This window comes from Variovorax sp. HW608, from assembly GCF_900090195.1.
Taxonomy (GTDB): Bacteria; Pseudomonadota; Gammaproteobacteria; order Burkholderiales; family Burkholderiaceae_C; genus Variovorax.
In genome coordinates, this window is sequence record NZ_LT607803.1 from 6,364,405 (window position 1) to 6,390,094 (window position 25,690).

The 25,690-nt window shown below is 67.4% G+C and carries 25 protein-coding genes; 2 read left to right on the forward strand and 23 right to left on the reverse strand.

All coding sequences use genetic code 11. The annotated features are described in order from the left end of the window. Positions 1-6 precede the first annotated feature (6 nt). From VAR608DRAFT_RS30100 to VAR608DRAFT_RS30185, 18 genes are all read right to left on the reverse strand, one after another. Entirely contained in the window at positions 7-1,170 is a 1,164-nt protein-coding gene (locus VAR608DRAFT_RS30100) for an ATP phosphoribosyltransferase regulatory subunit (protein ID WP_088957402.1), read from the reverse strand. A gap of 133 nt (positions 1,171-1,303) precedes the next feature. Then, positions 1,304-1,492, reverse strand: coding sequence for a DUF2065 domain-containing protein (locus VAR608DRAFT_RS30105; RefSeq protein WP_088957403.1), 189 nt, complete (start codon positions 1,490-1,492; stop codon positions 1,304-1,306). Between the two features lie 36 nt (positions 1,493-1,528). Beyond that, the gene (hflC, locus tag VAR608DRAFT_RS30110; RefSeq protein ID WP_088957404.1) at positions 1,529-2,428 is read right to left on the reverse strand and encodes a protease modulator HflC; all 900 of its coding nucleotides are present in this window, start codon (positions 2,426-2,428) and stop codon (positions 1,529-1,531) included. Between the two features lie 11 nt (positions 2,429-2,439). Continuing rightward, a complete protein-coding gene (gene hflK / locus VAR608DRAFT_RS30115) occupies positions 2,440-3,771 on the reverse strand; it encodes an FtsH protease activity modulator HflK (protein WP_088957405.1) in 1,332 nt (443 codons plus the stop codon). A gap of 79 nt (positions 3,772-3,850) precedes the next feature. Further along, positions 3,851-5,023: a GTPase HflX gene (hflX, locus tag VAR608DRAFT_RS30120; RefSeq protein WP_088957406.1), complete on the reverse strand. Its 1,173-nt coding sequence runs from the start codon at positions 5,021-5,023 to the stop codon at positions 3,851-3,853. Between the two features lie 55 nt (positions 5,024-5,078). Then, on the reverse strand, positions 5,079-5,324 hold the full coding sequence (gene hfq, locus VAR608DRAFT_RS30125) for an RNA chaperone Hfq (RefSeq protein ID WP_088957407.1): 246 nt from the start codon (positions 5,322-5,324) through the stop codon (positions 5,079-5,081). Positions 5,325-5,446: 122 nt separating this feature from the next. After that, complete coding sequence (gene der / locus VAR608DRAFT_RS30130; RefSeq protein WP_088957408.1) at positions 5,447-6,787, reverse strand: ribosome biogenesis GTPase Der; 1,341 nt, start codon at positions 6,785-6,787, stop codon at positions 5,447-5,449. A 21-nt stretch (positions 6,788-6,808) separates the two neighbouring features. Further along, entirely contained in the window at positions 6,809-7,954 is a 1,146-nt protein-coding gene (gene bamB, locus VAR608DRAFT_RS30135) for an outer membrane protein assembly factor BamB (protein ID WP_088957409.1), read from the reverse strand. Next, on the reverse strand, positions 7,951-8,646 hold the full coding sequence (locus VAR608DRAFT_RS30140; protein ID WP_088957410.1) for a YfgM family protein: 696 nt from the start codon (positions 8,644-8,646) through the stop codon (positions 7,951-7,953). The genes bamB and VAR608DRAFT_RS30140 overlap by 4 nt, the downstream gene beginning before the upstream one ends. A gap of 3 nt (positions 8,647-8,649) precedes the next feature. Beyond that, positions 8,650-10,044 carry a histidine--tRNA ligase gene (gene hisS / locus VAR608DRAFT_RS30145; protein WP_088957411.1) on the reverse strand — a complete coding sequence of 465 codons (1,395 nt, stop codon included), beginning with the start codon at positions 10,042-10,044 and terminating at the stop codon, positions 8,650-8,652. Between the two features lie 11 nt (positions 10,045-10,055). After that, the gene (gene ispG, locus VAR608DRAFT_RS30150; protein ID WP_088957412.1) at positions 10,056-11,348 is read right to left on the reverse strand and encodes a flavodoxin-dependent (E)-4-hydroxy-3-methylbut-2-enyl-diphosphate synthase; all 1,293 of its coding nucleotides are present in this window, start codon (positions 11,346-11,348) and stop codon (positions 10,056-10,058) included. Positions 11,349-11,358: 10 nt separating this feature from the next. Then, positions 11,359-12,267 (reverse strand): helix-turn-helix domain-containing protein, encoded by a 909-nt coding sequence (locus VAR608DRAFT_RS30155; protein WP_088957413.1) that lies wholly within the window; start codon positions 12,265-12,267, stop codon positions 11,359-11,361. Beyond that, complete coding sequence (gene pilW / locus VAR608DRAFT_RS30160) at positions 12,260-13,096, reverse strand: type IV pilus biogenesis/stability protein PilW (protein ID WP_088957414.1); 837 nt, start codon at positions 13,094-13,096, stop codon at positions 12,260-12,262. The genes VAR608DRAFT_RS30155 and pilW overlap by 8 nt, the downstream gene beginning before the upstream one ends. A 4-nt stretch (positions 13,097-13,100) precedes the next feature. Then, positions 13,101-14,249 (reverse strand): 23S rRNA (adenine(2503)-C(2))-methyltransferase RlmN, encoded by a 1,149-nt coding sequence (gene rlmN / locus VAR608DRAFT_RS30165; RefSeq protein WP_088957415.1) that lies wholly within the window; start codon positions 14,247-14,249, stop codon positions 13,101-13,103. A gap of 19 nt (positions 14,250-14,268) precedes the next feature. Next, complete coding sequence (gene ndk / locus VAR608DRAFT_RS30170; protein WP_088957416.1) at positions 14,269-14,694, reverse strand: nucleoside-diphosphate kinase; 426 nt, start codon at positions 14,692-14,694, stop codon at positions 14,269-14,271. Positions 14,695-14,845: 151 nt separating this feature from the next. Beyond that, positions 14,846-16,561: a pseudouridine synthase gene (locus VAR608DRAFT_RS30175; protein WP_088957417.1), complete on the reverse strand. Its 1,716-nt coding sequence runs from the start codon at positions 16,559-16,561 to the stop codon at positions 14,846-14,848. After that, a complete protein-coding gene (scpB, locus tag VAR608DRAFT_RS30180) occupies positions 16,558-17,313 on the reverse strand; it encodes an SMC-Scp complex subunit ScpB (RefSeq protein ID WP_088957418.1) in 756 nt (251 codons plus the stop codon). The genes VAR608DRAFT_RS30175 and scpB overlap by 4 nt, the downstream gene beginning before the upstream one ends. Before the next feature lie 128 nt (positions 17,314-17,441). After that, on the reverse strand, positions 17,442-18,467 hold the full coding sequence (locus tag VAR608DRAFT_RS30185; RefSeq protein WP_443082901.1) for an RluA family pseudouridine synthase: 1,026 nt from the start codon (positions 18,465-18,467) through the stop codon (positions 17,442-17,444). A 14-nt stretch (positions 18,468-18,481) separates the two neighbouring features. On the opposite strand from VAR608DRAFT_RS30185, the gene VAR608DRAFT_RS30190 reads away from it, so the two are divergent. Then, a complete protein-coding gene (locus tag VAR608DRAFT_RS30190) occupies positions 18,482-19,291 on the forward strand; it encodes an outer membrane protein assembly factor BamD (RefSeq protein WP_088957420.1) in 810 nt (269 codons plus the stop codon). Between the two features lie 37 nt (positions 19,292-19,328). Here the strand turns inward: VAR608DRAFT_RS30190 and VAR608DRAFT_RS30195 are convergent, their stop codons facing one another. Both VAR608DRAFT_RS30195 and VAR608DRAFT_RS30200 read right to left on the reverse strand, forming a co-directional pair. After that, on the reverse strand, positions 19,329-21,341 hold the full coding sequence (locus tag VAR608DRAFT_RS30195) for an ATP-dependent DNA helicase (protein WP_088957421.1): 2,013 nt from the start codon (positions 21,339-21,341) through the stop codon (positions 19,329-19,331). Next, entirely contained in the window at positions 21,341-21,544 is a 204-nt protein-coding gene (locus VAR608DRAFT_RS30200; RefSeq protein WP_088957422.1) for a DUF465 domain-containing protein, read from the reverse strand. Before VAR608DRAFT_RS30200 ends, VAR608DRAFT_RS30195 begins: the two co-directional genes overlap by 1 nt. A gap of 127 nt (positions 21,545-21,671) precedes the next feature. Here VAR608DRAFT_RS30200 and VAR608DRAFT_RS30205 point away from each other — a divergent pair, with 127 nt between their 5' ends. Further along, positions 21,672-22,442, forward strand: a complete 771-nt coding sequence (locus tag VAR608DRAFT_RS30205; protein ID WP_088957423.1) for a PP2C family protein-serine/threonine phosphatase — start codon at positions 21,672-21,674, stop codon at positions 22,440-22,442. Between the two features lie 17 nt (positions 22,443-22,459). On the opposite strand, the gene VAR608DRAFT_RS30210 is transcribed toward VAR608DRAFT_RS30205, so the two are convergent. The 3 genes from VAR608DRAFT_RS30210 to lpdA are packed head-to-tail and all read right to left on the reverse strand — an operon-like array spanning position 22,460 to position 25,657. Further along, a complete protein-coding gene (locus tag VAR608DRAFT_RS30210) occupies positions 22,460-23,131 on the reverse strand; it encodes a hypothetical protein (protein WP_088957424.1) in 672 nt (223 codons plus the stop codon). Next, the gene (gene zapE / locus VAR608DRAFT_RS30215) at positions 23,128-24,225 is read right to left on the reverse strand and encodes a cell division protein ZapE (RefSeq protein ID WP_088957425.1); all 1,098 of its coding nucleotides are present in this window, start codon (positions 24,223-24,225) and stop codon (positions 23,128-23,130) included. Before zapE ends, VAR608DRAFT_RS30210 begins: the two co-directional genes overlap by 4 nt. Positions 24,226-24,229: 4 nt before the next feature. Then, positions 24,230-25,657, reverse strand: coding sequence for a dihydrolipoyl dehydrogenase (gene lpdA, locus VAR608DRAFT_RS30220; RefSeq protein WP_088957426.1), 1,428 nt, complete (start codon positions 25,655-25,657; stop codon positions 24,230-24,232). Between the last annotated feature and the right edge of the window lie 33 nt (positions 25,658-25,690).

Here is a 25,690-nt window from a genome sequence, read left to right on the forward strand (position 1 = left end):
GAGGATTCAGATGGCTTGCACGCGCCATTGGCCGCCCAGCTCGACGAGCTCTCGGTCGCAATGGAATTCGTCGATTTCGCTGTCGTGGCCGGGCAGCACGCACACGACGGTCTCGCCCTCGCTGCGCAGCGCGGCGATGGTCTTGTTCAGGGATTCGGCATCGCTCCACGGCGCACGGATGGCCGCCCGCAGCGGCTGGGCCGGAAGCACGCCCACCAGTTCGCGCACGTCGAGGCTGAAGCCGACCGCCGGGCGGTTGCGGCCGAACACGGCGCCGACTTCGTCGTAGCGCCCGCCACGCACCAGCGCGTCGCTGGCGCCGGTCGTGTAGATGCCGAAGCGCATGCCACTGTAGTAGGCGTAGCCACGGAGATCGGCCAGATCGAAGCTGACCTGCGCGCCGTCGATGCGGCCGGCGAGCTGACGCAGGTCCGACAGCGCCGCCCGCACGCCGGCGCTGTCGGGCAGGACCTTGGCCGCCTCGTCGAGCACGGCGACGTCGCCGTACAGCTGGACGAGCGTCCGCAGGCCTTCGCGCGACTGTGCCGGAAAGTCCGCGGTGAGTTCGCGCAGGCCGCTGGCGTCCTTGGCGGCCAGCGCCGCGTGCACCCGGGCGATCACCGCCGCATCGACCGGCACGCCGGCGAACAGCGAGCGCACGATGCGCGCGTCGGCCATGTCCACGATCACCGGCGCCTGCGCGCGGCCGGTGACGCCGGCTGCGTTCAGGCAGTCGAGCGCGAGGCGAAGCACCTCGGTGTCGGCTTCGAGTCCGGCGTGACCGTAGATCTCGGCACCGAACTGGAGCGGTTCGCGCGTCGCATGCGGGCGGTCAGGCCGGGTGTGGAGGACGGGGCCGCAGTAGCACAGCCGGGTGACGCCGGCCCGGTTGAGCAGATGGGCATCGATGCGGGCGACCTGCGGCGTGGTGTCGGCCCGCAGGCCCATACTGCGGCCGGAAAGCTGATCCACCAGCTTGAAGGTCTGGAGATCGAGCGCCTCGCCGGTGCCCGAAAGGAGGGATTCGAGATGCTCCAGCAGCGGCGGCATGACCAGCTCGTAGCCGAAGGCACGGGCGGTGTCGAGCAGTTGGCGTCGAAGTTCTTCGATGTGGCGCGCCTCGGAGGGCAGCACATCGGCAATGTGATCCGGAAGGACCCAGGCGGACATGGGGATCGGCGGCGTGGTTAAACCGGAATTCTACCGGCACCGCAGCCGACGCCGGGCCGCCCCAAGGTGGCCTGCGGCCCCCTTTGGGGGGCAGCGACCACACGCAGTGAGGGAGCGTGGGGGCGCACACAACCTAGGCCAAGAGCCAGAGCAGGAAGAGCCCCAGGACAATGCTGCAAAGACCGAAGAACCGGAGCTGTCCGTCCCGCAGCTGCATGAGCTGGCCGAAGCCCTTTCGCCATCCGCCGGGCGAGAAGAGCGGCAGCAGCCCTTCGATCACCAGCACCAGCGCGATGGCGTTCCAGAAGGTATCGGAGTCCATGACCGACTTCAGGCCGATGCCGCCCCGGATCCGCGCTCAGCGCCGCGGCGCGTTCGAGGTGGAGCCGGAACTCTGCATCGAGCGGAAGAAGTCGGACGACGGATCCAGGATCATCACGTCGCTCTTCTTGTTGAAGCTCTGCTTGTAGGCTTCGAGGCTTCTGTAGAACAGCGCGAACTGCGGATCGCGTCCGAAGGCTTCGCCATACAGGCTCGCGGCGCGGGCATCGCCCTCGCCCTTGATCTTCTGCGCATCGCGGTAGGCGTTGGCGACGATCACCTCGCGCTGGCGGTCGGCGTCGGCGCGGATCTTCTCGCCTTCGGCCACGCCGGTCGAACGCAGCTCGTTGGCCACGCGCTTGCGCTCGGCCTCCATGCGGCGGTAGACGGATTCGGTGATGGCCTCGACGTAGTCGACGCGGGTGATCCGCACGTCGATGATGTCGACACCCCAGGGCTTCGCGCCCTTCACGACTTCCAGCACCTCGCGCTGGACGTCCGACATCAGCTGCTCGCGGCGCACCGAGATCAGGTCGCGCACGGTGCGCTTGTTGACGTTCTCCTGGAACGCATTGCGCACCACGCGGTTGAGCTGCACCGCGCCGGCGTTCTCGTCCAGGCCGACGTTGCGGATGTATTCCGACGGGTTGGTGATGCGCCAGCGCACGTACCAGTCGACCACCACGCGCTGCTTTTCGGCCGTGAGCATCGGCTCGGGATCGAGGCTGGACAGCGTCAAGAGGCGCTTGTCGATGTACGACACGTTCTGGAACGGCGGCGGGAGCTTGAAGTTCAAGCCCGGCTCGGTGATGACTTCCTTGATCTGGCCCAGGGCGTAGACCACGCCGAACTGGCGCTGGTCGACCACGAAAAGCGTCGAGCTGGCCAGCGCGAGCACGACGAGGATCGAGGAAACGATGAATCCGATTCTGTTCATGGGGTCAGTCCTCAGCGCACGTCGCGGTCACGTGAGCGGCCATCGCGCGCCCGGGAATCGGCCGGCGCGACCGGAATGACGGACGACTGCGGCGGCGTGGATCCAGCCACGTTGGGGCTGGCGGCATCGGACGGCGTGGCGGCATTGCTGTTCTGGCTGGCCATCTGCATCAGCTTGTCGATCGGGAGATAGAGCAGGTTCGAGTTCTGCTTCGAATCGACCATCACCTTGGTGGTGCTGCTGTAGATCTGCTGCATCGCATCGGTGTACATGCGGTCGCGCGTGACCTGCGGGGCCTTCTGGTATTCGGCGAGCACCGAGCTGAAGCGCTGCGCGTCGCCCTGCGCCTGGGCGATGATCCGTGCCTTGTAGGCTTCCGACTCCTCCTTCAGGCGGGCGCCGGTGCCGGTGGCGCGCGGCACCACGTCGTTGGCATAGGCCTGCGCCTCGTTCTTGGTGCGCTCGCGTTCCTGGCCGGCCTTGAGGACGTCGTCGAAGGCCGCCTGCACCTGCTCGGGCGGACGCACGCCGCCCTGCTGCAGGTTGATGCCGACGATCTCGACCCCGACCTTGTAGCGGTCGAGGATGGTTTGCATGAGATTGCGCACGCGCGGAGCGATCTGGTCGCGCTCGTCCGCCAGCGCCGCATCCATGCGCATCTTGCCGACCACTTCGCGCACCGCGGTCTCGGCGACCTGCACCACCGCGTCGGCCGGCGCCTTGCTCTCGTAGAGAAAGGCGCGCGCATCGTTCAGCCGGTACTGGACCGCGAACTTGATCTCGACGATGTTCTCGTCCTCGGTCAGCATGGCCGATTCGCGCAGGCCGGTGGAGCGCACGATGGTGTCGCGCCCGACGTCCGCGGAGCGGATCTGCGTGGTCACCACGACCTCGTGGCGCTGGATCGGATAGGGCAGGCGCCAGTTGAAGCCGGCGCCCACGGTCGCCTTATAGCGGCCGAACTGCGTGATGACCGCCTGCTGGCCTTCGTTGACGATGAAGAAGCCGGTGCCGAGCCAGATCAGCACGGCCACCGCCGCCACTAGGCCGAGCCCGAAGCCCGCGTTCTTCATGTCGGGCTTGAGGCCGCCGCCATTGCCGCCGTTCGGGCGCTCACCACCGCCACGCCCGCCGAACAGGCCGCCGAGCTTGCGGTTGAAGTCGCGCCAGAGTTCGTCGAGGTCCGGCGGCCCCTGGTTGGGACCCTGCCCTCGCGGCCTGTTGTTGTTGCCAGAAGGCGGCGGCGCCGGAGGTTCGCCATCAGGCCGGTTGGCGGCGGGACGGTCGCCGTTGGACGAGGAATCGTCGCCACGGCCCCACCGGCCGTCGTTCAGATTGAACATGCCATGAAACCTTCTCCACACTGGCTTTGCATTCATTCGGTTGGTGTTCTTGAGTCAGTTGAAGCTGATTGTGCCCAATTCAACTGGCGGCATCGTGCAATTCGGCGCCGGCCCTTGGGGTCATGCCCTCCTCGGGCTCCGGACGGGCGCGCAGCGCCAGTTCGGCGCGCATTGCCGGCAGCCCTTCGCCCGTTCGGGCACTGAGGAAGATCCGGGGCACCTGCACCCCGTCGATGTTGATCTCGTCACTCAACTGGAGCGGTCGCCGGTTCGCCTCGATGGCATCGAGCTTGTTGAATACCAGCAGCTGCGGCACGCCGTCCGCGCCGATGTCCTTGAGCACGGCCTGCACTTCGGCCATCTGTTCGGGGTGGTGGGGATTGGAGGCATCGACCACATGGAGCAGCAGGTCGGCATCGACCGCCTCCTGCAAGGTGGCCTTGAAGGCATCGATCAGCCCGTGCGGCAGCTCCCGGATGAAGCCGACCGTGTCGGACAGCGAGACCTTGCGGCTCGCGTCGCCCAGGTAGAGGTGGCGCGTGGTCGTGTCGAGCGTGGCGAACAACTGGTCGGCTGCGTAGGCACGCGCCTTGACCAGCGCGTTGAACAACGACGACTTCCCGGCGTTCGTGTAACCGACCAGCGAGATGTTGAAGGTGTCGCGCCGCTCGCGCTGCCGGCGCTGGGTGCCGCGCTGGCGCCGGACCTTGGAGAGGCGCTCGCGCGTGCGCTTGATGGCCTCGCCGATCATGCGGCGGTCGAGTTCGATCTGCGTTTCGCCCGGACCGCCGCGCGTGCCGATGCCGCCGCGCTGGCGCTCGAGGTGGGACCAGCGGCGAACGAGCCGCGTGCTCAAGTATTGCAGCCTCGCCAGTTCGACCTGCAGCTTGCCCTCGTGGGAGCGCGCACGCTGGGCGAAGATCTCGAGGATGAGGAAGGTGCGGTCGTAGACCGCGACGCCGAGCTGTCGCTCGAGGTTGCGCTGCTGAGCCGGACTCAGGGCCTGGTCGAAGATGACTTCGCTGGCACGGTACAGCTCGGCAAGTTCGCGGATTTCCTCGGCCTTGCCGCTTCCGACGAACAGCGCCGCGTCGGGCGCCTTGCGCTTGCAGACGAGGCGAGCAACGGGTTCGAGCCCGGCGGTTTGCGCGAGCAGGCCCAGTTCCTCGAGCTCGCCGTCGAAATGGGGCAGCCCAAAGTCCACGCCGACAAGAACGACGGCGCCATCTTTCCGGGGGATTGGCTCAGACAATCGGAATCAAATTGGGGGAAAGCGCGGTGGGTGGTCCACCGCGCTCCGTGCCTTCTCAGGCTGCCGCTTCGTCGCTCTCGGTCACCGAGAAGTTGACGGCCCGCCCGGGCACGATGGTGGAGATGGCGTGCTTGTAGACCATCTGGGTCACCGTATTGCGAAGCAACACGACGTACTGGTCGAAAGACTCGATCTGACCTTGCAGCTTGATGCCGTTGACCAGGTAGATCGAAACCGGCACGTGCTCTCGACGCAGGGTGTTCAGAAATGGGTCTTGTAGAAGTTGCCCTTTATTGCTCACGATATTCTCCGTGTTCAAGAGTTGTTGTTGAACCGGTCACCTTAACACAGCGATTCCGCGCCGCAGCAAAAAACGCCAAAAGCCTTCGAAAAAAAGGCGTCTCTCGCCCGGCACCGAGCCGCTCAGGCGTCCTTGTCCGCGTATGGATTGTGCGAGGTCTTGAGCTCGATCCGCAAGGGTGTGCCGATGAGGTCGAACTCCTTGCGGAAGCGCGCTTCGAGAAAGCGCTTGTAGGCGTCCGTCACGTGCTCCAGCGAGTTGCCGTGGATCACGATGACCGGCGGGTTCATGCCGCCCTGGTGGGCGTAGCGCATCTTCGGCCGGAACATCCCCGACTTCTTCGGCGCCTGGAACTGCACGGCTTCGAGCAGCAGCCGGGTGAGGACCGGCGTCGACATCTTGCGCGTCGCCGACTTGTGCGCCTGCACGATCGATTGCCAGAGCGGGCCCAGCCCCTGCCGCTTGGCCGCCGAGATGAAGTGCAGCGCCGCGAACTTGAGGAACGGCAGGCGCATCTCGATCTGGCGCTGGACCTGTTCTCGCTGATAGCTGTCCACCGCGTCCCACTTGTTGATCGCGATCACCACGGCGCGGCCGCTTTCGAGGATGTAGCCCGCGATGTGGGCGTCCTGGTCGGTGACGCCCTGCGTCGCATCGAGCAGCAGCAGGACCACGTTGGCCGACTCGATGGCCTGCAGCGTCTTGACCACCGAGAATTTCTCGATCGCCTCGAACACCCGGCCCTTGCGACGCAGGCCGGCCGTATCGATGAGCTCGAAGCGTTGCCCGTTGCGCTCGAAGGGCACCATGATCGCATCGCGCGTGGTGCCCGGCATGTCGAAGGCGACCAGGCGCTCCTCGCCGAGCCAGGTGTTGATGAGCGTCGACTTGCCGACGTTCGGACGGCCGGCGACCGCCAGCTTGACCGGCTTGTTGGCGTCCTCTTCCTCGTCTTCGTCGTCTTCCGGAAGATCGAGCGGTTCGAGCGCAAGCTCGACCAGGCCGCGGATGCCCTGCCCGTGCGCCGCCGAGATGCCGTGCACTTCGCCGAACCCGAGCTCGTAGAAATCGACCAGCTTCGCGCTGTCCTGCATCCCCTCGGCCTTGTTGGCGACGAGCAGGCAGGGCTTGCCGAGGCGGCGCAGTTCGTTGGCGATGTCATGGTCCTGCGCCGACAGGCCTTCCCGCGCGTCGACCACGAAGATGACCACATCGGCCTCGGCCACCGCCTGCCGCGTCTGCTTGGCCATTTCCTTGAAGATGCCGCTTCCGGCATCGGGCTCGAAGCCGCCGGTGTCGATCACGATGAACTCGTGCCTGCCCAGGCGGCCGTTGCCGTAGTGGCGATCGCGCGTGAGTCCCGCGAAATCCGAGACGATCGCGTCGCGCGTTTGCGTCAGGCGATTGAACAGCGTCGACTTGCCGACGTTCGGACGCCCGACCAGTGCGATGACCGGCTTCATTGAAGGCGCCCTTTCATCGGATTACTCCGGCCGAAAGCCGAACACGCCACCGTTGCGGGTGACGACCACGACCGTGTTGCCGGAAAGCACCGGCGTTGCCGCGATCGGCGAGCCATCCGGCGTGATGCGATTCAGCGGCGCCCCATCGTCACGGGAAAGAAAGTGCACCTGGCCGGTTGCATCGCCGATGATCAGCGAGCGGCCCACGGCGAGCGGCGCGGTGAGGAAGTGGTACTTCAGCATGTCCGCCTGCTGCCATGCGCGCTCGCCATCGGCGCGGCGCCATGCCACCACGGTGCCGTTGTCCTCGGTGCCGTAGACAAAGCGATCGTCGCCGCCGATGCCGTCCGCGCCCGATGCCGGCTTGCTCCAGACGAGCGCACCGCGAACGGCGTCCACGCATCCGACGCTGGCCGAATAAGCCCTCGCACAGACGCTGTCGCCCACGCGGCTCACGCTGCCGGTCAGGTCGACCAGCCGCTCGACGTCGTTCGTGCCGCGCGGCGCGGCGATGGGTGCTTCCCAGCGGCTCGTGCCGTTGGCCGGGTTGACACCGACCAGCCGGCCGCCGACGCCGACCAGCAGCGTATCGCCCACGGCAAGGAGCACGCCGGGCTTCTTGAGCACCAGGTTCTCGGCCGTGCGCTGCTGCGCCCACAGGCGCCGCCCGGTCTGGCCATCCCACGCGCTGGTGGTGCGCTCGGCCGTCTGCACGAAGACGCGGCGACCCGCCACCAGCGGCGGCGTGAAGGCCTGGGCGCTCAGGCGCTGCTTCCAGAGCACCTTGCCGCCTTGCAGCGCGACCAGTTCGTTGTTGGTGGTGATCACGGCCACCAGCGTGCCGTCGCTGCCGACGCCCGCCACCAGCGGCGCACCCGCATTCGCGCGCCAGACTTCCTGGCCCGCACGCGAATCGATCACCACGACGGTGCCGTCGCTCGAAGCGACCGCGACGTTGTCGCCGGCGACGTTGGTCGCCAACGGGAAGTTGGCCGCCGGAATGCGCACGGTCCAGGCCTGGCGCACGCCCATGACGGCCACGTTGGCAGGCAGTTCGACCGGCTTCGGACGCGGCGTCCCGGAGCAGGCCGCCAGCACGGCGATCAGGACCACGGCGGACCCTGTGCGCAAAACGCGCGCCGAGGGCAGATAACGCTTGAGATTCATGGTGTGTTGTTCTTGGCAGGGGATGCGGCACCGGCCGAGGGCGCCAGGCTCTTCGGATCGACGCCGACGGCGTTGAGCTTGATCTCCACGAGACGGCGATAGTCGGTGCGCGCGTCGAAGGCGGACCACGCCTTCTGGTACTCGGCCCTGGCCTCTTCGCGCTTGCCCTGCGCGAGATAGATGTCGCCCTTGCGATCGGCCACCAGCGCGTCGAATTCCTTCGGCACGTCGCCGGAAAGCTGCTTGAGCGCTTCGTCGTAGGACTTGGCATCCAGCAATTCGCCGGCAAGCCGCAGCTTCGCGACCATCCTGTAGCCGGGATCGACCGCGTTCTCGGCCACCCACGCGAGCGCCGCACGGGACGCTTCCGCGTTGCCCTTGTCGTGGAGCGTCCTGGCTGCCAGCAGGCCCGCCTGCTGCGCATAGGCGGTGCCGGCGAACTTGGCCTTCATGTCGGCCAGCGCGCGCTCGATGCGGGCGGTGTCGCCGGCCTGCGCGCTGCGCTCGACTTCGTCATAGAGCGCCGATGCCTGCGCTGCCTTGTTGCGCTGGAAGTACTGCCAACCGTTCCACGCCACGAAGGCGCCGGCCACGAGAAGCACGCCCCAAGTGATCAGGGTGCCGTAGGTGTTCCAGAAATGCTTGAGCTGGTCGAGCTGTTCCTGTTCTTCGAGATCGAGGTGGGTAGCCATGCGCTATCTATTGGTTGAAAGACCCCCAGGACTCGGCTCGCCGAGTCCGCCCCCCGAGGGGGACAGGGAAACTTGGGAACGGCCCGGCGTTTCCCTGGGAGCCGAGGATTGTAGGGTGGCAGCCCAAACGGCCAGGTCGGCCAGCGGACGGGCCGTCTGGGCGCCGGTGCCGTCGCGCAGCGCCTTCACCATGACTTCTCCGCGAGAGAGTTCATCCGTCCCGAAGATCAGCGCATAGTTCGCACCGCTGGCGTCGGCCTTCTTGAACTGGGACTTGAAACTTCCGAGACCATCGACGGTGGCCGCGTGCATCTGCGCGCGCACGCCGGCTTCGCGCAGTTGCTGCAAGGTGCGCAGCGCGACGGGCATCGCTGCCGCATCAGGCACCACGGCGTAGACATCGGGCACCGGAACCGGGATCGCGGCGCCCTGCTCCTTCACCAGTTCGAGGATCCGTTCGACGCCGATCGCCCAGCCCACCGCCGGTGCAGACTTGCCGCCGATCTGCGCGATCAGATCGTCGTAGCGGCCGCCGGCGCAGACCGTTCCCTGCGAGCCCAGGCGGTCCGTCACGAACTCGAACACGCTGAGGTTGTAGTAGTCGAGACCGCGCACCAGGCGCGGATTGATCGTGTAGGCGATGCCGTTGGCGTCGAGGATGGCCTTGAGCCCATCGAAGTGCGCGAGCGATTCGGCGCCCAGGAAGTCGATCAGCCTGGGCGCCGACTCCACGATCTCCTTCATTGCCGGATTCTTGGTGTCCAGGATCCGCAGCGGATTGCTGTGCAGGCGCCGCTTCGCGTCTTCGTCGAGCAGCTCGGCGTGGCGCTCGAAATGGGCGACCAGCTGGGCCCGGTGCTGCGCGCGCTCGGCCGGCTGGCCCAGGCTGTTCAGCTCGAGGCGCACGTCGGCGAGGCCGATCGCTTTCCAGAGCGCATGGGCCAGCAGGATCAATTCGGCATCGACGTCGGGCCCGGCAAAGCCCAGCGCCTCGGCGCCGATCTGGTGGAACTGGCGGAAACGCCCGCGCTGCGGCTTTTCGCGCCGGAACATCGGACCGATGTACCAGAGGCGCTTGCCGCCGTCGTAGAGCATGTTGTGCTCGACCACCGCGCGCACGAGGCCCGCCGTGTTCTCGGGCCTGAGCGTCAGGTGGTCGTTGTCGCCGTACTTGTCCGAGCGGTCCTGGAAGGAATACATCTCCTTCTCGACGATGTCGGTCACTTCGCCGATGCCGCGCACGAACAGCGCCGTGTGCTCGAGGATCGGCGTGCGGACGTTGCGATAGGCAAAGCGCGCCATCACCTCGCGCACGGTGGCTTCGAGCCATTCCCAGCGCGCCGACTCGGGCGGCAATATGTCGTTCATGCCTTTGACGGCATTGAGTTTTTCAGCCATGGATGCAGTGCTCAGACAGCTTGCGCGGCATGCTCGCCGCCGAAGCGTTTTTCTACGTAGTTCTCGACCAGCTTGTGGAACTCGCGCGCGATGTCGTCGCCGCGCAGCGTGAGCGCCTTCTCGCCGTCGATGAAGACCGGCGCCGCAGGCGCTTCGCCGGTGCCGGGAAGACTGATGCCGATGTCGGCGTGCTTGCTCTCGCCCGGGCCGTTGACGATGCAGCCCATCACGGCGACCTTCATCGTCTCGACGCCCGGGTAGCGGGTGCGCCAGACCGGCATCTGCATCCGCAGGTAATCGTCGATCTGCTTGGCAAGCTCCTGGAAGGTCGTGCTGGTGGTGCGGCCGCATCCAGGGCATGCGGTCACGCTGGGCACGAATACGCGCAGGCCGAGCGCCTGCAGGATCTCGTTGGCGATGACGACTTCCTGCGTGCGCGATTCGCCCGGCTGCGGCGTGAGCGACACGCGGATCGTGTCGCCGATGCCCTCCTGCAGCAGGATCGAGAGCGCGGTCGCCGAAGCCACCGTGCCCTTCGTGGCCATGCCGGCTTCGGTGAGGCCGAGGTGCAAGGCGTAGTCGCAGCGCTGCGCGAGCTCGCGATAGACCGAGATCAGGTCCTGCACGCCGCTGACCTTGCAGCTCAGGATGATCTGCTTGCCGTCCATGCCCATCGATTCGGCAAGCCTGGCGGATTCGATGGCGGAGGTGATCAGCGCCTCGTACATCACCTGCTTCGCATCCCAGGGTTCCGCGCGCCGGTTGTTGGTGTCCATCAGGCTGGCCAGCAGTTCCTGGTCGAGGCTGCCCCAGTTCACGCCGATGCGCACCGGCTTGTTCCACCGCATCGCCGCATCGATCATCTGGCCGAACTGGCGGTCGCGCTTGTCGCCCTTGCCGACGTTGCCGGGGTTGATGCGGTACTTGCTCAGCGCCTCGGCGCAGGCCGGGAATTCGGTCAGCAACCGGTGGCCGTTGTAGTGGAAATCGCCGACCAGCGGAACGTCGACGCCCATGCGATCGAGCTGCTCGCGGATGTACGGCACCTGCGCCGCCGCTTCCGGCGTGTTGACGGTGATGCGGACGAGCTCCGATCCAGCGAGCGCGAGCTCCTTGACCTGGATCGCGGTACCGATCGCATCCACGGTGTCGGTGTTGGTCATCGACTGCACGCGCACCGGCGCATCGCCGCCGATCGTGACGGTGCGCGGCCCCCACGTCACGCTGGCCTGCCGCGACCGCCGCGCCTTCGGTGCGGCGGCTTCGATCGGCAGGCAGCCAAGATTGCTGGCGCTATCGGTCATGGTGTCTCGCTCAAGGTTTGACTTCGAACCGCGCCACGCCTCCGGAGCGCGCAAGCGGTGCGAGGTCGAAGGGCTTGCCGCGAACCTGCACCTGCACGCCGGAGGCGCGGCCGACGATCACCGACAACGGAAGCGTGCCGGTCAATCCGACGGTTTCGCCGGCCTTGACGGTGCGATGCAGCAGTTGCTTGCCGCCGGCTTCGCTCACGGAGATCCAGGTGTCGTCGCGGGCGACGAAGACGATCAGGTCGTTGCTGGGCGCCGCCACAGCGGCAGCTGCCGGCGCGGGCTCGACCGGGGCCGCCTCCGCGGGCGGTGGCACGGGCTCGGCCGCCGGCGCGGGCGTAACCGCCTCGGTCGCGCCCCCTGGAGCCGAAGCTTCGGGCTTCGATGAACCTGCCGCCTGCTCGCTGGAGGCATCGCGCTGGACCAGGTGGGAGATCGATTCGCTCACCCGATCGAAGAGCGACTGCGGCAGCCAGAACAGCACCGCGGCGCCGATCAGCAGCAGGACGACCACGATCACCAGCGGCCGGGACGGCAAGGCGCCCGCGCCGCCCGAGCGCGGCGAGGCCGAGCGCAGGCTCTTGCTCATGGTGCGGTCGGCTTCCGCCAGGGCGGGACGCTGGGCGCCCGGCAGCTTGGCGAGCACCGGCGCCGGATCGATCCGCAGGGCCCGGCAGACGCTTGCCGCCAGCGCACGGGCGAAGACCGGGTCGGGCAAGGAGGCGATGTCGTCGGCCTCCAATGCCGCGAGCTTCTGCGGCGACACCTTGAGCGCGGCCGCCACCACGTCGAGGTGCAGACCATGCGCCTCCCGCGCTTCGCGCAGCATGCCGCCAGCGGTCATGTTCGTACTGTCGCCACCGACCAGGGGCACCGCAGCCGATGCCCCGAATTCGCTTGCCCGCTCAATCATTGAAATTTCCGCGCTCGAAAGCCAGCGCCTCCCGCGACTGGGGGAAGCGACGCTGCAACTGGGCACCCAGCTGCGCAGCCGCCTCACGGTTGTTGAGTTGGCGTTCGATCTTGATGCCGAGCCAGAGCGTCTCGGCGCTGGCCGACGGGCCGTTGTTGATGCGACGGATGTAGAACTGGGCGCGCGACCACTCCTCGCGCTGCGCCAGGACCGAGGCGAGGTTGTAGCCGATCACCGGATTGCCGGCGTCGATCTCGTAGGCCTGCGTCAGGCTGCGTTCCGCCTCCGCGCGCTGCCCCGCCTTGAGCTGGCAGACGCCCTGCGTCATGAGGGTCTTGGCGCGGTCCGCGTAGCTGGGGATGGACAGCACCGCGTTGAACTGCTGTTGCGCATCGGCAAAGCGGTTCTGCTGGCACAGCAGCCACCCGTAGTTGTGCAGCGCATTGGGCTCGCGCGGATTCAGGGCCAGCGCACGCCGGAAGCTGTCCTCGGCGCCGGCGGGGTCGTCCAGACGCATGTAGACCACGCCGCGCAGGACGTAGGCATCGGGGAAGGTCGGGTCCGCCGCCAGGGCCTGCTTGATCTCGTCCAGCGCCACGGTGGTCTGACCTTGCTGGAAATAGCCGATGGCCAGCTCGACGCGCAGCTTCGCGCGCTTGCGGGCATTGGATTCATCCGACTCGGTCACGATGGCAGAGGCATTGGTGCCGCCCGAGGTGCTCGGCACAGCACCGTCCTTGGTCGCGCAAGAGGCCAGCAGGAATGCCGCTGCAAGCGCGAAAAGCGCTCGCAGCGCTATCTCATGCGCAAAGGGAAAAGCCTTGCTCATCGGATCATTGCTCCTTGGCAGTGGATTTGGCGGCCCTCGCAAGGGTCGGATGCAAAACAACGGTTCGCCGCTGCGCCATGCGCTCGGCCGCATGGGTGCGATCCTTGACGTCGCCGGCCAGCTGGCCGCAGGCGGCATCGATGTCGTCGCCGCGCGTCTTTCGTACCGTCGTCACGATCCCCGCCTCGCTCAGAACCTTGGCGAAAGCGAGCACCCGGGGCTGGGGCGACCTCACCAGGCCGGAGGCCGGGAACGGATTGAACGGGATCAGGTTGAACTTGCAGGAGACACCTTGCGAACGCACCAGTTCCACCAGTTGGCGCGCATGCTCCGGCTGATCGTTCACGCCGTCGAGCATGCAGTATTCGAACGTGATGAAGTCGCGCGGCGCGTGCGCGAGGTAGCGCTTGCAGGCCTCTAGCAGCTCGGCGATCGGGTATTTGCGGTTCAGCGGCACCAGGTCGCTGCGCAACGCATCGTTCGGCGCGTGGAGCGACACCGCGAGCGCGACCGGACAGTCCTCGCCCAGCCGGTCCATCATGGGAACGACGCCCGACGTCGAGACCGTCAACCGGCGGCGCGACAGTCCATAGGCGTTGTCGTCGAGCATGGTGCGCAGCGCCGGCACCAGCGCGGCGTAGTTCTGCAGCGGTTCGCCCATGCCCATCATCACGACGTTCGAGATGACCCGCTCGCCCTGCTGCAGGTGCTTGCGCAGGAAATGCTCGGCGAACCACAGCTGCGCCACGATTTCACCCGTCGTGAGGTTGCGGCTGAAGCCCTGGTGGCCGGTGGAACAGAAGCGGCAGCCGACCGCGCAGCCGGCTTGCGAGGAGACGCACAAGGTACCGCGGTCGTCCTCGGGGATGAACACGGCCTCGACCGCGTTGCCGTCGCCGACGTCGAACAGCCACTTGATCGTGCCGTCGGCGGATTCATGCTGGGTCAGCACCGGCAGCGCCTCGACGCGCGCCGTGGTGGCGAGCTTCTCGCGAAGCGACTTCGCGAGATCGGTCATCTGAGAGAAATCGCTGGCGCCCCGCTGGTGGATCCAGCGGAACAGCTGCGTGGCGCGGAAGCGCTTTTCTCCCAGCCGCTCGCAAAACGCGGCCAATCCCTCCAGATCGAAGTCGAGCAGGTTGGCCGTGGTCATTGCGCGGGGAGTCTGGTCCTCAGCGTGCGTAGACGTTGAGGCCGGCGAAGAAGAAAGCAACTTCGACGCGAGCGGTTTCGGGAGCGTCCGAGCCGTGCACAGCGTTGGCATCGATGCTGTCGGCGAAGTCGGCGCGGATGGTGCCGGCAGCTGCCTTCTTGGGGTCGGTGGCACCCATCAGGTCGCGGTTCTTGGCGATGGCGTCTTCGCCTTCGAGCACCTGCACGAAGACCGGACCCGAGATCATGAACTCGACGAGGTCCTTGAAGAAGGGACGCTCCTTGTGGACGGCGTAGAACTGCTCCGCCTCGGCGCGCGACAGCTGGACCAGCTTGGCGGCCACGATCTTCAGGCCGGCGGCCTCGAAGCGGGAGACGATCTTGCCGATCACGTTCTTGGCCACTGCGTCGGGCTTGATGATGGAGAGGGTGCGTTCGATAGCCATGGAAGTGCTTTCCTGAGTACTTGGATGTGAATAGGGTTCCATCAGTGCCGCAACGCGGGATTGCGGCCCTTGACAAAGCCTTTGATTTTAACCTGCAGGGCAGGGTCGACCCGCAAAAGTGCGGGCGAAACATTGCCGCGCGTGCTGGATATCAGCGGCCGCGGCGACGGCCTCCGCCGCCGCCCTGCCCGCCGAAGTTGCCGCCGGACGGACCGCCACGGCGTCCGCCCTGGCGTTGTTCCTTGCGCTGGCGCGAGAAGCTGTCGGCGCCGATGTAGCCCAGCGAGGTCTTCATCGGATCGGGCTGACTGGCGCCGCCCGGCTGGCGATCTTCGCCCTGCCGGTTGCGACCCTGCTGCCCCTGGCCCTGGCCCTGCCCCTGGCCACCTCGGCCGCGGCGGCCCTGGGACGGGCCCTTTCCGCCGCGCTCGGCCCGTGCCGCCGGACCGTGCGTCAACGGATTCGGGATGGATGCCTCGCGATCGCCCTGCGTGCCATTGCCGCTGCCGCTGCCGTTGCGGTTGCCGCGCCGCTTCCGACCGCGGCCGTTTCTTCCGCCGCCCTCCTGCGGCTTGCCGCCTCCGCCGGAGCGCCCGGCGCGCTCGACAGGCGCGCCGGCCGCCTGGAACAGCGCGCGGATGTCGCGCTCGTCGAGCTCCATCCACGCCCCGCGCTTGAGCCCGCGCGGCAGCACCATCGCGCCGTAGCGGATGCGGATCAGGCGGCTCACGGCATGGCCGACCGACTCGAACAGGCGCCGCACCTCGCGATTGCGGCCTTCGGAAATGGTGACGCGGTACCAGCAATTGGAGCCTTCGCCGCCGCCGTCCTCGATCGTGCCGAACTGCGCCATGCCGTCGTCGAGGCGGACCCCTTCGAGCAGGCGCTGCTTTTCCTCGTTGCTGAGTGCGCCGAGCACCCGGACGGCGTATTCGCGCTCCAGCCCGAAACGCGGATGCATGAGCCGGTTGGCCAGTTCGCCGGAGCTCGTGAAGAGCAGCAGCCCTTCGGTGTTCAGGTCCAGCCGGCCGACCGATTGCCACTTGCCCTGCTGCAGCCGCGGGAGCTTGCGAAAGACGGTGGGCCGGTTCTGCGGATCGTCGTGCGTGACGACCTCGCCGACGGGCTTGTGGTAGGCAATGACGCGGGCCGGCGGCGGCGCGATGCGGAAGCGGATTGGCTTGCCGTTGATCTTGACCTGGTCCCCGAACTGGATGCGCTGGCCGATGTGGGCCGGCTCGTTGTTGACCGAGATCCGGCCCTGGAGGATGAGTTGCTCCATCTCGAGCCGCGAACCCAGGCCCGCCTGGGCCAGGACCTTGTGCAGCTTGGGCGAATCGGCTTCCGGCAGCAGCACGCGCTTGAGCGGCGGCACCTCCGGGCTTTCCTCGTCGGCGTCGAACTGGCCCGAGATGACGTCGGCAAACCGGATCGGCTCGGGCGGCGGTGCGTTGCGCTGCTCGCGCTCCGCGGCGCGACGGGCGCGGTCGAGATCGTCTTCCTCCTCGTCCGGTTCCTCGTCTTCGTCTTCGTGTTCGCCGTCGGCTTCCGCGGCGAGCGGTGCTTCAACCACCGGCGCCACTTCGGGCGCGGGCACCGGGGGCACTTCGACGACGGCAGCGTCGGATTCGGCCGCCTCGACCGGCCCGACCGGCTCGGCCGATTCGACAGGCTGCTGCGCCGCGGCCTCGGCATCGCCAGCGGGCTTGCGACGGCGCGGGCGACGCTTGCGGGGCGCTTCGGCCGCGGCATCTGCCGTCTGGACGGCGGCGTCGGATTCGGAAGGCGTCTGCGCGATATCCCCGCGTTCTTCTGAAACGGGTTCGGTCGGCAGCGTCGCTGCGTCGTGGGGATCGTTGGAGCTCATGATCGGGTTCCGGAAGTGACAGCGGTGATGTCGGCCTCTTCGGGCGCGGCCTCTGCATCGACAGGGGTGAATGAGGGCGGGGCCGGCGAGACGTCCTGCGGGTCGGCCACGAGAAGCGCAGCGGAAGGATCGCTCTCGGCGGTCACCGGCTGGCCCTCGTCGGCCGGCTCGTCGATCGGCAAGGCCGATTGCTCGCCATCGGCCGCCCGGTCCAGCGCGTCGATCAGCGCCCCTTGCTGCGCCGGCGATTCGATCACCGGCAACTGGTCGAGCGAAGCGAGGCCGAGATCGTCAAGGAACTGCCGGGTGGTCGCATACAGCGCGGGCCGTCCGACCGTCTCGCGGTGACCGATGACTTCGATCCAGCTGCGGTCCTCGAGCTGCTTGAGGATCTGCGAATTGATGGTGACGCCCCGGATGTCTTCCATGTCACCGCGGGTGACCGGCTGGCGGTACGCAATGATGGCCAGCGTTTCGAGCGCGGCGCGCGTGTAGCGCGGCGGCTTCTCGGGGTGCATGCGGTCGAGGTGATCGCGCATCTCGGGGCGGCTCTGGAAGCGCCAGCCGCTTCCCACGCTCACGAGTTCGAGGCCGCGCTGCGACCAGTCTTCCTGCAGCTCGAGCAACAGCGACTTGATGGTGTCCGCACCCAGTTCGTCGTCGAACAGCACGCGCAGTTCGCGCACCGGCAACGGCTGTGTCGAACAGATCAAGGCGGTTTCGAGAATGCGCTTGGCATCCGCCGTATTCATGGTTCGCGTTATCCGGGAAAAGGCGCCACGGGGACGCTTGTTCAGATGGATGGAAGAAGGCGCTGCGGGCACGCGGCATACGCAACGCGAAGCCGACATCAGGTCGCCGGCGCGGCCCCTCGGGACCGTCAGGCACGATTGTAATCCAGCCCCCAAAGTGACATGCCTTGCACGAGATCGGCCGGCGGCGGCGACTGGAACTCCATGTTCCGGCCGGTCACCGGATGCACGAGGCCGAGCCTGAAGGCGTGCAGCGCCTGCCGCGTCAGCCCGGCCGCCTCGGCCCCTCCGTACAGGGTGTCGCCGACCAGCGGATGTCCGATCGAAGCCATGTGCACACGGATCTGGTGGGTGCGCCCCGTCTCGAGCGTGCAACGCACCGCACAGCCGAGTTCGTTGCTGTCGAGTGCTTCGATCAGGGTCCGCGCCGGCTTGCCCGGGTGGCGGTCCGGATCGACCACCGCCATGCGCAGGCGATTGCGGGGATCCCGGCCGATCGGGCTGTCCACGTGCCGCATTTCGGCGCCCTGCCAGGTCCGGTGCGCCATCGCGATGTACTGCCGCTTGACCTCGCGCGCCGCGATCAGCGCCACCAGCGCGTCCATCGCCGCCCGGCTGCGGGCCACCACCATCAGCCCGCTCGTGTCGCGATCGAGCCGATGCACGATGCCGGCGCGCGGCAGCAGCGCCGCGCGCGGGTCGAGCGCCAGCAATCCGTTGAGCAAGGTGCCGCTCCAGTTGCCCGGCGCCGGGTGCACCACGAGTCCGGCCGGCTTGTCGATCACCCGCAGATGCTCGTCCTCGTGCAGCACCTCGATCGGCATCGTCTCCGGCCGGAAAGCCTGGCTTTGCGGCGTCGGCCGAAGCTCGATGCGCCCCGATTCGCCGGCATGCACCACCGCCGAGGGCTTGGTGACCAGGCGGCCCTGCACCTCCACCATGCCGGCGTCGATGAGTTGCTGGAGATAGCTGCGGGAGAACTCCGGCACGAGCGCGGCAAGTGCCCGGTCCAGGCGCTGCGCGTGCTGGCTCTCGCCGATCCGGAAAGTGCGGATTTCGCTGGCGTCGGAGAGCTCGCCCGCCTCGTCGTGCTCCGCCGCGTCCGGGGGGGCGCCCGAGGGGCCGGTCGATATAATTGAGGGCACCTGTTTCACGAAAGCCTTACTTGATGTTTCGCGCCAAATTATCGGTTGTCCCCGGCTGGCTGGCCCTCTGTGCGGCGGCATGGCTGGTGGCCGGCTGCTCGTCGACCGACGTCGACAAGACCGCGAACTGGAGCCCCAATCGCATCTACTCCGAAGCGAAGGACGAAGTCGACTCGGGCGCCTACGACAAGGCCGTTCCGCTGTACGAAAAGCTCGAAGGCCGCGCTGCCGGCACGCCGCTGGCCCAGCAGGCCCAGCTCGACAAGGCTTATGCCCAGTTCAAGGCGGGCGACAAGCCCGCCGCCATCGCCACGCTCGATCGCTTCATGAAGCTGCATCCCGCGAGCCCGGCGATCGACTACGCGCTCTACTTCAAGGGCGTGATCAACTTCAACGACGATCTCGGTCTCTTCGCGTTCATGACGCGCCAGGACCTTTCGGAGCGCGACCAGAAAGCCGCGAAGGAATCCTTCGAGTCCTTCAAGGAGCTGGTGACCCGCTTCCCCGACTCGCGCTACACGCCGGATGCCCGGCAGCGCATGAACTACATCGTCAACTCGCTGGCCCAGTATGAAGTGCACGTGGCGCGCTACTACTACGAGCGCGGCGCGTACCTGGCGGCCGTCAATCGCGCGCAAATCGCGCTCGCGGACTACCGCGAAGTGCCGGCGCTCGAGGAGGCGCTCTACATCATGTACATGTCGTACGACAAGCTCGGCATGACCGAGCTGCGCGACGACGCCAAGCGCGTGCTGACCCAGAACTATCCGAAGAGCGAGTACCTGTCCCGCGGCTTCCGCGCCAAGGACGATCCCTGGTGGAAGGTCTGGTAGGGCGCTTCGCGCAACCCCTCCCCCTGAAATGCCCGGGCTAATCCCCGGGCATTTTGTTTTTGAGGTCCTGCAGGGCGGCGTCGAACCCGGTCTCGTCCTCGATTCTTCGCATGGCGGGGAGCGCCGCCAGCAGGCGCCGGCCATAGCCCATCGCAACGAGGCGCGTATCGCAGATCACGAGCACGCCGGTGTCGGTTTCGCGCCGGATCAGCCGGCCGGCGCCCTGCTTGAGCGCCACCGCCGCCTCGGGCAGCGAATAGTCGCTGAACGCGCTGCGGCCTTGCGACTCGAGGCGCTGGGAGCGCGCCTCCACCAGCGGGTCATTGGGCGGCGGAAACGGCAGCTTGTCGATCACCACCAGTTGCAGTGCATCGCCGGGCGCATCGAAGCCTTCCCAGAAGGACGCCGATGCGACCAGCACGCAGCCGGCACGCCCTTGGGCCGCACCTTCGCGGAAGCGATCCATCAGCGTGCGCTTGGGCAACTCGCCTTGCACCAGCACCTCCGGCCGTTGCGCGGGCTCCAGCGTCTCGAAGTCCTGCCGGATCGCGTCGCCCACCGTGCGCAGGGCGCGCAGGGTCGTCGTCAGCACCAGCGTGCGGCCGCCGAGGCGGCGAGCGCCATGGGCCGCGAGCCGCGCCACGTGGTGTCCGTGCGCGGGATCGCTGGGCTTGGGGAATCGGCGCGGCACGTAGAGCGCGGCCTGGCGCGCATAGTCGAAGGGACTTCGGACACGCAGCACTTCGGCGTCTTCGAGGCCGCAGGGCTCGGTGAACCACTTGAGCTGCGGATCGTCGCCCAGCGTGGCCGAGGTGAACACCCATGCACGGCCGTCATCGTCGGGCTCGGCCGCTTCGGACTTGAGAACGCGCGTGCGGACCGCCTCGGCAATGTCGAGCGGCGATTCGACCAGCCGCAGCTGCGATCCCACGTCCACCCAGCGCACCGATCCGGTCGGACAGGCCTGCGCAAACCGGGACGCGCGTTCGGAAAGCTGCAAGGCACGCTCATGGAGCCGGACGAAATCCGGCGACAGCTCGCTCACCGTATCGAGCCCGCGCGCCGCTTCGGCGAAGGCCTGCCCCAGCGCTTCCAGCGCGCCTTGCCACGCCTCGGTCGGAACCCCTTCCGGCGATCCGCCCGACCAGCGCAGCTTGGCGCCGGGGTACTGTTTGCCGACCGCGAGCCGAAGCTCCCGTGCAGCGTGCTCGATCCCGGCCGCCCGTTGCTGCCAGTCGACCAGTCCGCGCGCGTGCTGAAGTCCGGCGGCGAGCAGGTCGCGTGCGAAATCCAGCGCCTGCCCGCTGCCGAGCTGGACGCCGAGGAACTGGACGCCGGTCTCGTTCAACTGGTGCGCCTCGTCGAACACCACGACCCGCACCGTCGGCAGCAATTCCGCCATGCCCGATTCGCGCACCGCGAGATCGGCAAAGAACAGATGGTGGTTGATGACCACCACGTCGGCCGCCATCGCCTCGCGCCGGGCGAGATTGACGTGGCAGGGCTTGAATTGCGGGCACTGGGCGCCCAGGCAGTTCTCCCGCGTGGAAGTCACCAGCGGGATCACCGGCGAGCGCTCGTCGAGGCCCGGCAGTTCAGCGAGGTCGCCGGTGCGCGTGGCCTTGGACCATTGCTCGATCTTCGCCAGCGTGCGCAGCGATGCGCGTTCCGGAGATGCGTCATGGCGCGCCAGGTCGAGCCGGTGCAGGCACAGATAGCTGGCCCGCCCCTTGAGCAAGGCAGTGCGCACCGGCAACCCGAGGGCGGCGACGAGCCGCGGCAGATCACGGCCGAAGAGCTGGTCCTGCAGCGTCTTCGTCGCGGTGGAGAGCAGCACCCGCTCGCCGCTCAACAGCGCGGGCACGAGGTAGGAGAAGGTCTTCCCCACCCCGGTCCCGGCCTCGACGACCAGCACCCCGCCCTGGGCGATGGTGCGGGCGACGGCGAGCGCCATCTGCGTCTGCCCCTCGCGCTCGCGAAACTGCTCCGCGGCCTGCGAGAGCACCCCGTCCTGCGCAAACGCCTCGCGCACTTCCTGCTCGAGAGACATCAGGCGGGCTCTTGGGGATCGAGCAGGCGCTCGAGGCGCGCAATCTCGTCGCGCAACGCGAGGCGCCTCTTCTTCAGGCGGCGCAGCAGAAGTTCGTCGCGCGAGACGGCGTCCGCCAGGCGATCGATCGAGGCATCGAGGTCGGCGTGCTCGATCCGCAGCTCGATCAGCTGACGCGAAAGGGAATGAAGATTGGAGTCCAACGGGCGCAATTCACGAACGGCACGGGCGGCGGGGCTTCCCCTGCCTGTGTTGACTCGATAATACGTCTTCGTTTCGCTGCAACAAGAAAACCATGAGAGATCGCGCCACTGGCGCCCCAGCGCCAGCATGACTCGAAACTTTCGACTCTCCGCCGCCACCGGCCTCCACCAGGGCGATCGCCCCTATCAGCAGGACCAGGTCATGGTCCTCTCCCACCCCCGGGTGCCGGGCTGCGTGCTCGGCGTCATCGCCGACGGCATGGGCGGACGCAGCGGCGGGCGCAAGGCATCCGATCAGGTCCTCATGACGGCGCGCCAGTTGTTCGCGCGCTACAAGCCGGGCCGGGACGAACCGGTCGGCGTCCTTCGGCAGATCCTCGAGGACGCCCACACGGTCATCAAGCTCACCGCCGTGTCCAGCGAACAGGAACCCCACAGCACGCTGGCCGCCTTCCTGCTGAATCCCGAGGGCGACTGCGCGTGGGTGCATGCCGGTGATTCGCGCATCTACCACTTCCATCAGGGCCGGCTCGTCAAGCGCACCAAGGACCATTCGTATGTCCAGGTCCTCGTGGACCGCGGCGAGATCGACGAAGAGGAAGCGAGCCTGCACCCGCAAAGCAACATCCTGCTGGGCTGCCTGGGCATGAAGTCGACCCCGCCGCCGGTGGATGTCCACCTGATCCCGCGCCTTGCGCCCGGCGATGTGCTCATGGCCTGCAGCGACGGGCTCTGGCACTACTTCACGCCGGAGGAAATGGGCGCCCTCCTCGCCGACCAGCCGCCACGCGCGGCCGTTGAGCTGCTGGTCGCCGAAGCGCGCCGGCGTGCGCGCGGGACCGGCGACAACCTCTCGATCGCCGTGCTGAAGATCGAGGATCTGCCCCCGGCCGAATAAGGGGGCGGCAACAAGGCTCAGGGGCTCTTGGGCGCCGGAGCCGCCGCACCGGGATCCGGCAGCGGCGCCGATCGCGGCTTGTCCCTTGCCGCGTTCTTGCGCTCCAGTTCGGCGCGATGCTCTGCGGCCTTCTTCAGCTTCTCGTCGTATTCGGCACGCGCTGCCGGGGCCTCGGCCTTTCGTTTGGCGGCGTCGGCTTGCTGCTGCGCATGTTCGCGCTGCCTGTTCTCGAACTGCCGGCGGTTCTCCGCCTCCTGCGCAGCGGCCTGCTCACGGCTGGCGGCATGTTCGGCCGCGCGCTGCTCGCGTTCCCGCTGCGACTTCAGCGACTGCTCGCGCTGTGCATCCGCCTCCCGCGACTTTTGCGAGGCATTCTGCTGCTCGAGCTTTTCGAGCTCGGCAGCGCCCCGGCGCTTGCGCTCGAAATCGTTGATGGCCGCCTGCTGACGCTTGACGTCGTCGGTGGCGGTGCGCCGTCGGTGGCGGCTGTCCTGCAGACAGCTCTCGACCGCGAATCTCTGGTAACAGGCCTTCTGCTCGGTCAGGTAACGCGCGTCGATGGCCTTCTGCTCCTCGACGAGGCGCGCGCGCTCGGCATCGAAGTCGGCACCGGCGGTCGTGGCCGTCGTCTGCGCCCCAAGAGGCAGGGCAGACAGCCCGATCAGGACGGCGGCAAGCTTGGCTTTCATGTCAGGCGGGTATCGACGACGCGGCGTTCCAGCGCCAGGAACTCGGCCGATTGCATCTCGTTGAGTCTCGAAACGGTTCTGGGAAATTCGTGGGCCAGAGGCCCTTCGGTATACAACTGTTCGGGCGGGACTTCAGCCGACATGATCAGTTTCACACGTCGATCGTAGAACACGTCCACCAGCCAGGTGAAGCGCCGGGCCTCCGACGCCATGCGCACCGGCATGTAGGGCACATTCGAGAGCAGGACCGTGTGGAACTGGGTCGCGATCTCGAGATAGTCGTTCTGCGAGCGCGGACCGCCGCACAGCGTCTTGAAATCGAACCACACCACGCCCCCGGCCTTGCGCAGCGCGTGGATCTCGCGCGCCTCGATGTGCAAGACGGGATTCTCGTCCGCGGACTCCGCCAGGCGCTCGAAGGCCTTGCGCATCTCCCTGTCCGCCTCGGCACCATTCGGCGTCAGGTAGAGCCGGACCTGTTCCAGCGTGCGGCGACGATAGTCCGTGCCGTTGTCGACGTTGACCACCTCCAGCTTCTCGTTGAGCAGCTGGATCGCCGGCAGGATGCGATCGCGATGCAACCCGCCCGGATACAGGTCGTCGGGCTTGAAGTTGGACGTGGTGACGAAGCCGACGTCGTTCTCGAACAGCGCCGCCAGGACGCGATGCAGGATCATCGCGTCGGTGATGTCCGCGACATGGAACTCGTCGAAGCAGATGAGCTTGTACCGCTTGGCGATCCGGCGGCCGAGCTCATCCAGCGGATTGACCGTGCCTTGCAGCTCGGCCAGCTCGCGGTGCACCTCGCGCATGAATTCGTGGAAGTGCAGCCGCGTCTTGCGGCGCAGCGGGACCGCGTTGTAGAAGCAGTCCATCAGGAAGCTCTTGCCGCGGCCGACGCCACCGTACATGTAGACCCCGCGCGGGATCTCCGGCCGGTTGATCAGCTTCTTGAACGCATTGGAGCGCTGCGCCTTGTACCCGGCCCACTCGCGGGCGCAGCGATCGAGCGCTTGGACGGCACGCAGCTGCGCGGGGTCGCTCTTGAAACCCCGCGCCGCCAGTTCCGCTTCGTAAGCCTGAAGAACGGTCAAGGCTTCAGAAGTTCAGCGTGCGCTTGTCGACGGCAAGCGCCGCTTCCTTCGTCGCCTCGGACAGCGAAGGATGCGCGTGGCAGATGCGTGCGATGTCTTCGGCGCTGGCCTTGAATTCCATCGCGACGACGGCTTCCGAGATCAGCTCGCTGACCATCGGGCCCACCATGTGAACGCCAAGGATCTCGTCCGTGGCCGCATCGGCCAGGAACTTGACCATGCCGGTCGTGTCGCCCAGGGCGCGCGCACGTCCGTTCGCGAGGAACGGGAAGGTGCCGGCCTTGTAGGCACGGCCGCTGGCCTTGAGCTGCTGCTCGGTCTGGCCGACCCACGCGATCTCGGGCGAGGTGTAGATCACCCACGGGATGGTGTTGAAGTTGACGTGGCCATGCTGGCCGGCAATGCGCTCGGCCACGGCAACGCCCTCTTCCTCCGCCTTGTGCGCGAGCATCGGGCCGCGCACCACGTCGCCGATCGCCCAGACGTTGGGCAGGCTGGTCTTGCACTCGTCGTCGACCACGATCGCGCCGCGCTCGTCGAGCTGCAGGCCGACCGCCTCGGGGTTCAGGCCGATGGTGTTGGGGATGCGGCCGATCGAGACGATCAGCTTGTCGACGTCGAGCTTCTGCGCTTCGCCCTTCGAGTCGGTGTAGGCGATGCTCAAGCCGTTCTTGCCCGACTTGACTTCGCCGACGTTCACGCCGAGGTGGATCTTCAGGCCCTGCTTGTCGAAGGCCTTCTTGGCTTCCTTGGCGATCTGCTCGTCGACCGCGCCGAGGAAGGTCGGCAGCGCTTCGAGCACCGTGACTTCCGAACCCAGGCGGCGCCACACCGAGCCCATCTCGAGGCCGATCACGCCCGAGCCGACCAGCGCGAGCTTCTTCGGCACCGCGCCGACGCGCAGCGCGCCGTCGTTCGAGAGGATGTTCTCCTCGTCGAACGGCGCACCCGGCAGCGGACGCGCGTTCGAGCCGGTCGCCACGATGACGTGCTTGCCGGTGATGCTCTCTTCGGCGGCGCCTGCCACCTTGATCTCGTAGCCGGCTTCGGAAGCCTTCACGAACGAGCCGCGGCCGTGGAAGAAGGCAACCTTGTTCTTCTTGAACAGGTAGGCGATGCCGTCGTTGTTCTGCTTCACGACGTTGTCCTTGCGCGCCAGCATCTTCGCGACGTCGATGCCGAGGCCTTCGACCTTGATGCCGTGGTCCGCGAAAGCGTGGCCGGCGTGCTCGTAGTGCTCCGACGATTGCAGCAGCGCCTTCGAGGGGATGCAGCCGATGTTGGTGCAGGTGCCGCCGAGGGCGGGCCCGCCCTTGGCATTCTTCCACTCGTCGATGCAGGCCACGTTGAAGCCGAGCTGCGCCGCGCGGATCGCGGCCACGTAGCCGCCGGGGCCGCCGCCGATGACGACGACGTCGAATTGTTTGGACATGTGAGTCTTTCTCTATGTGGTGACCGTGCTCAT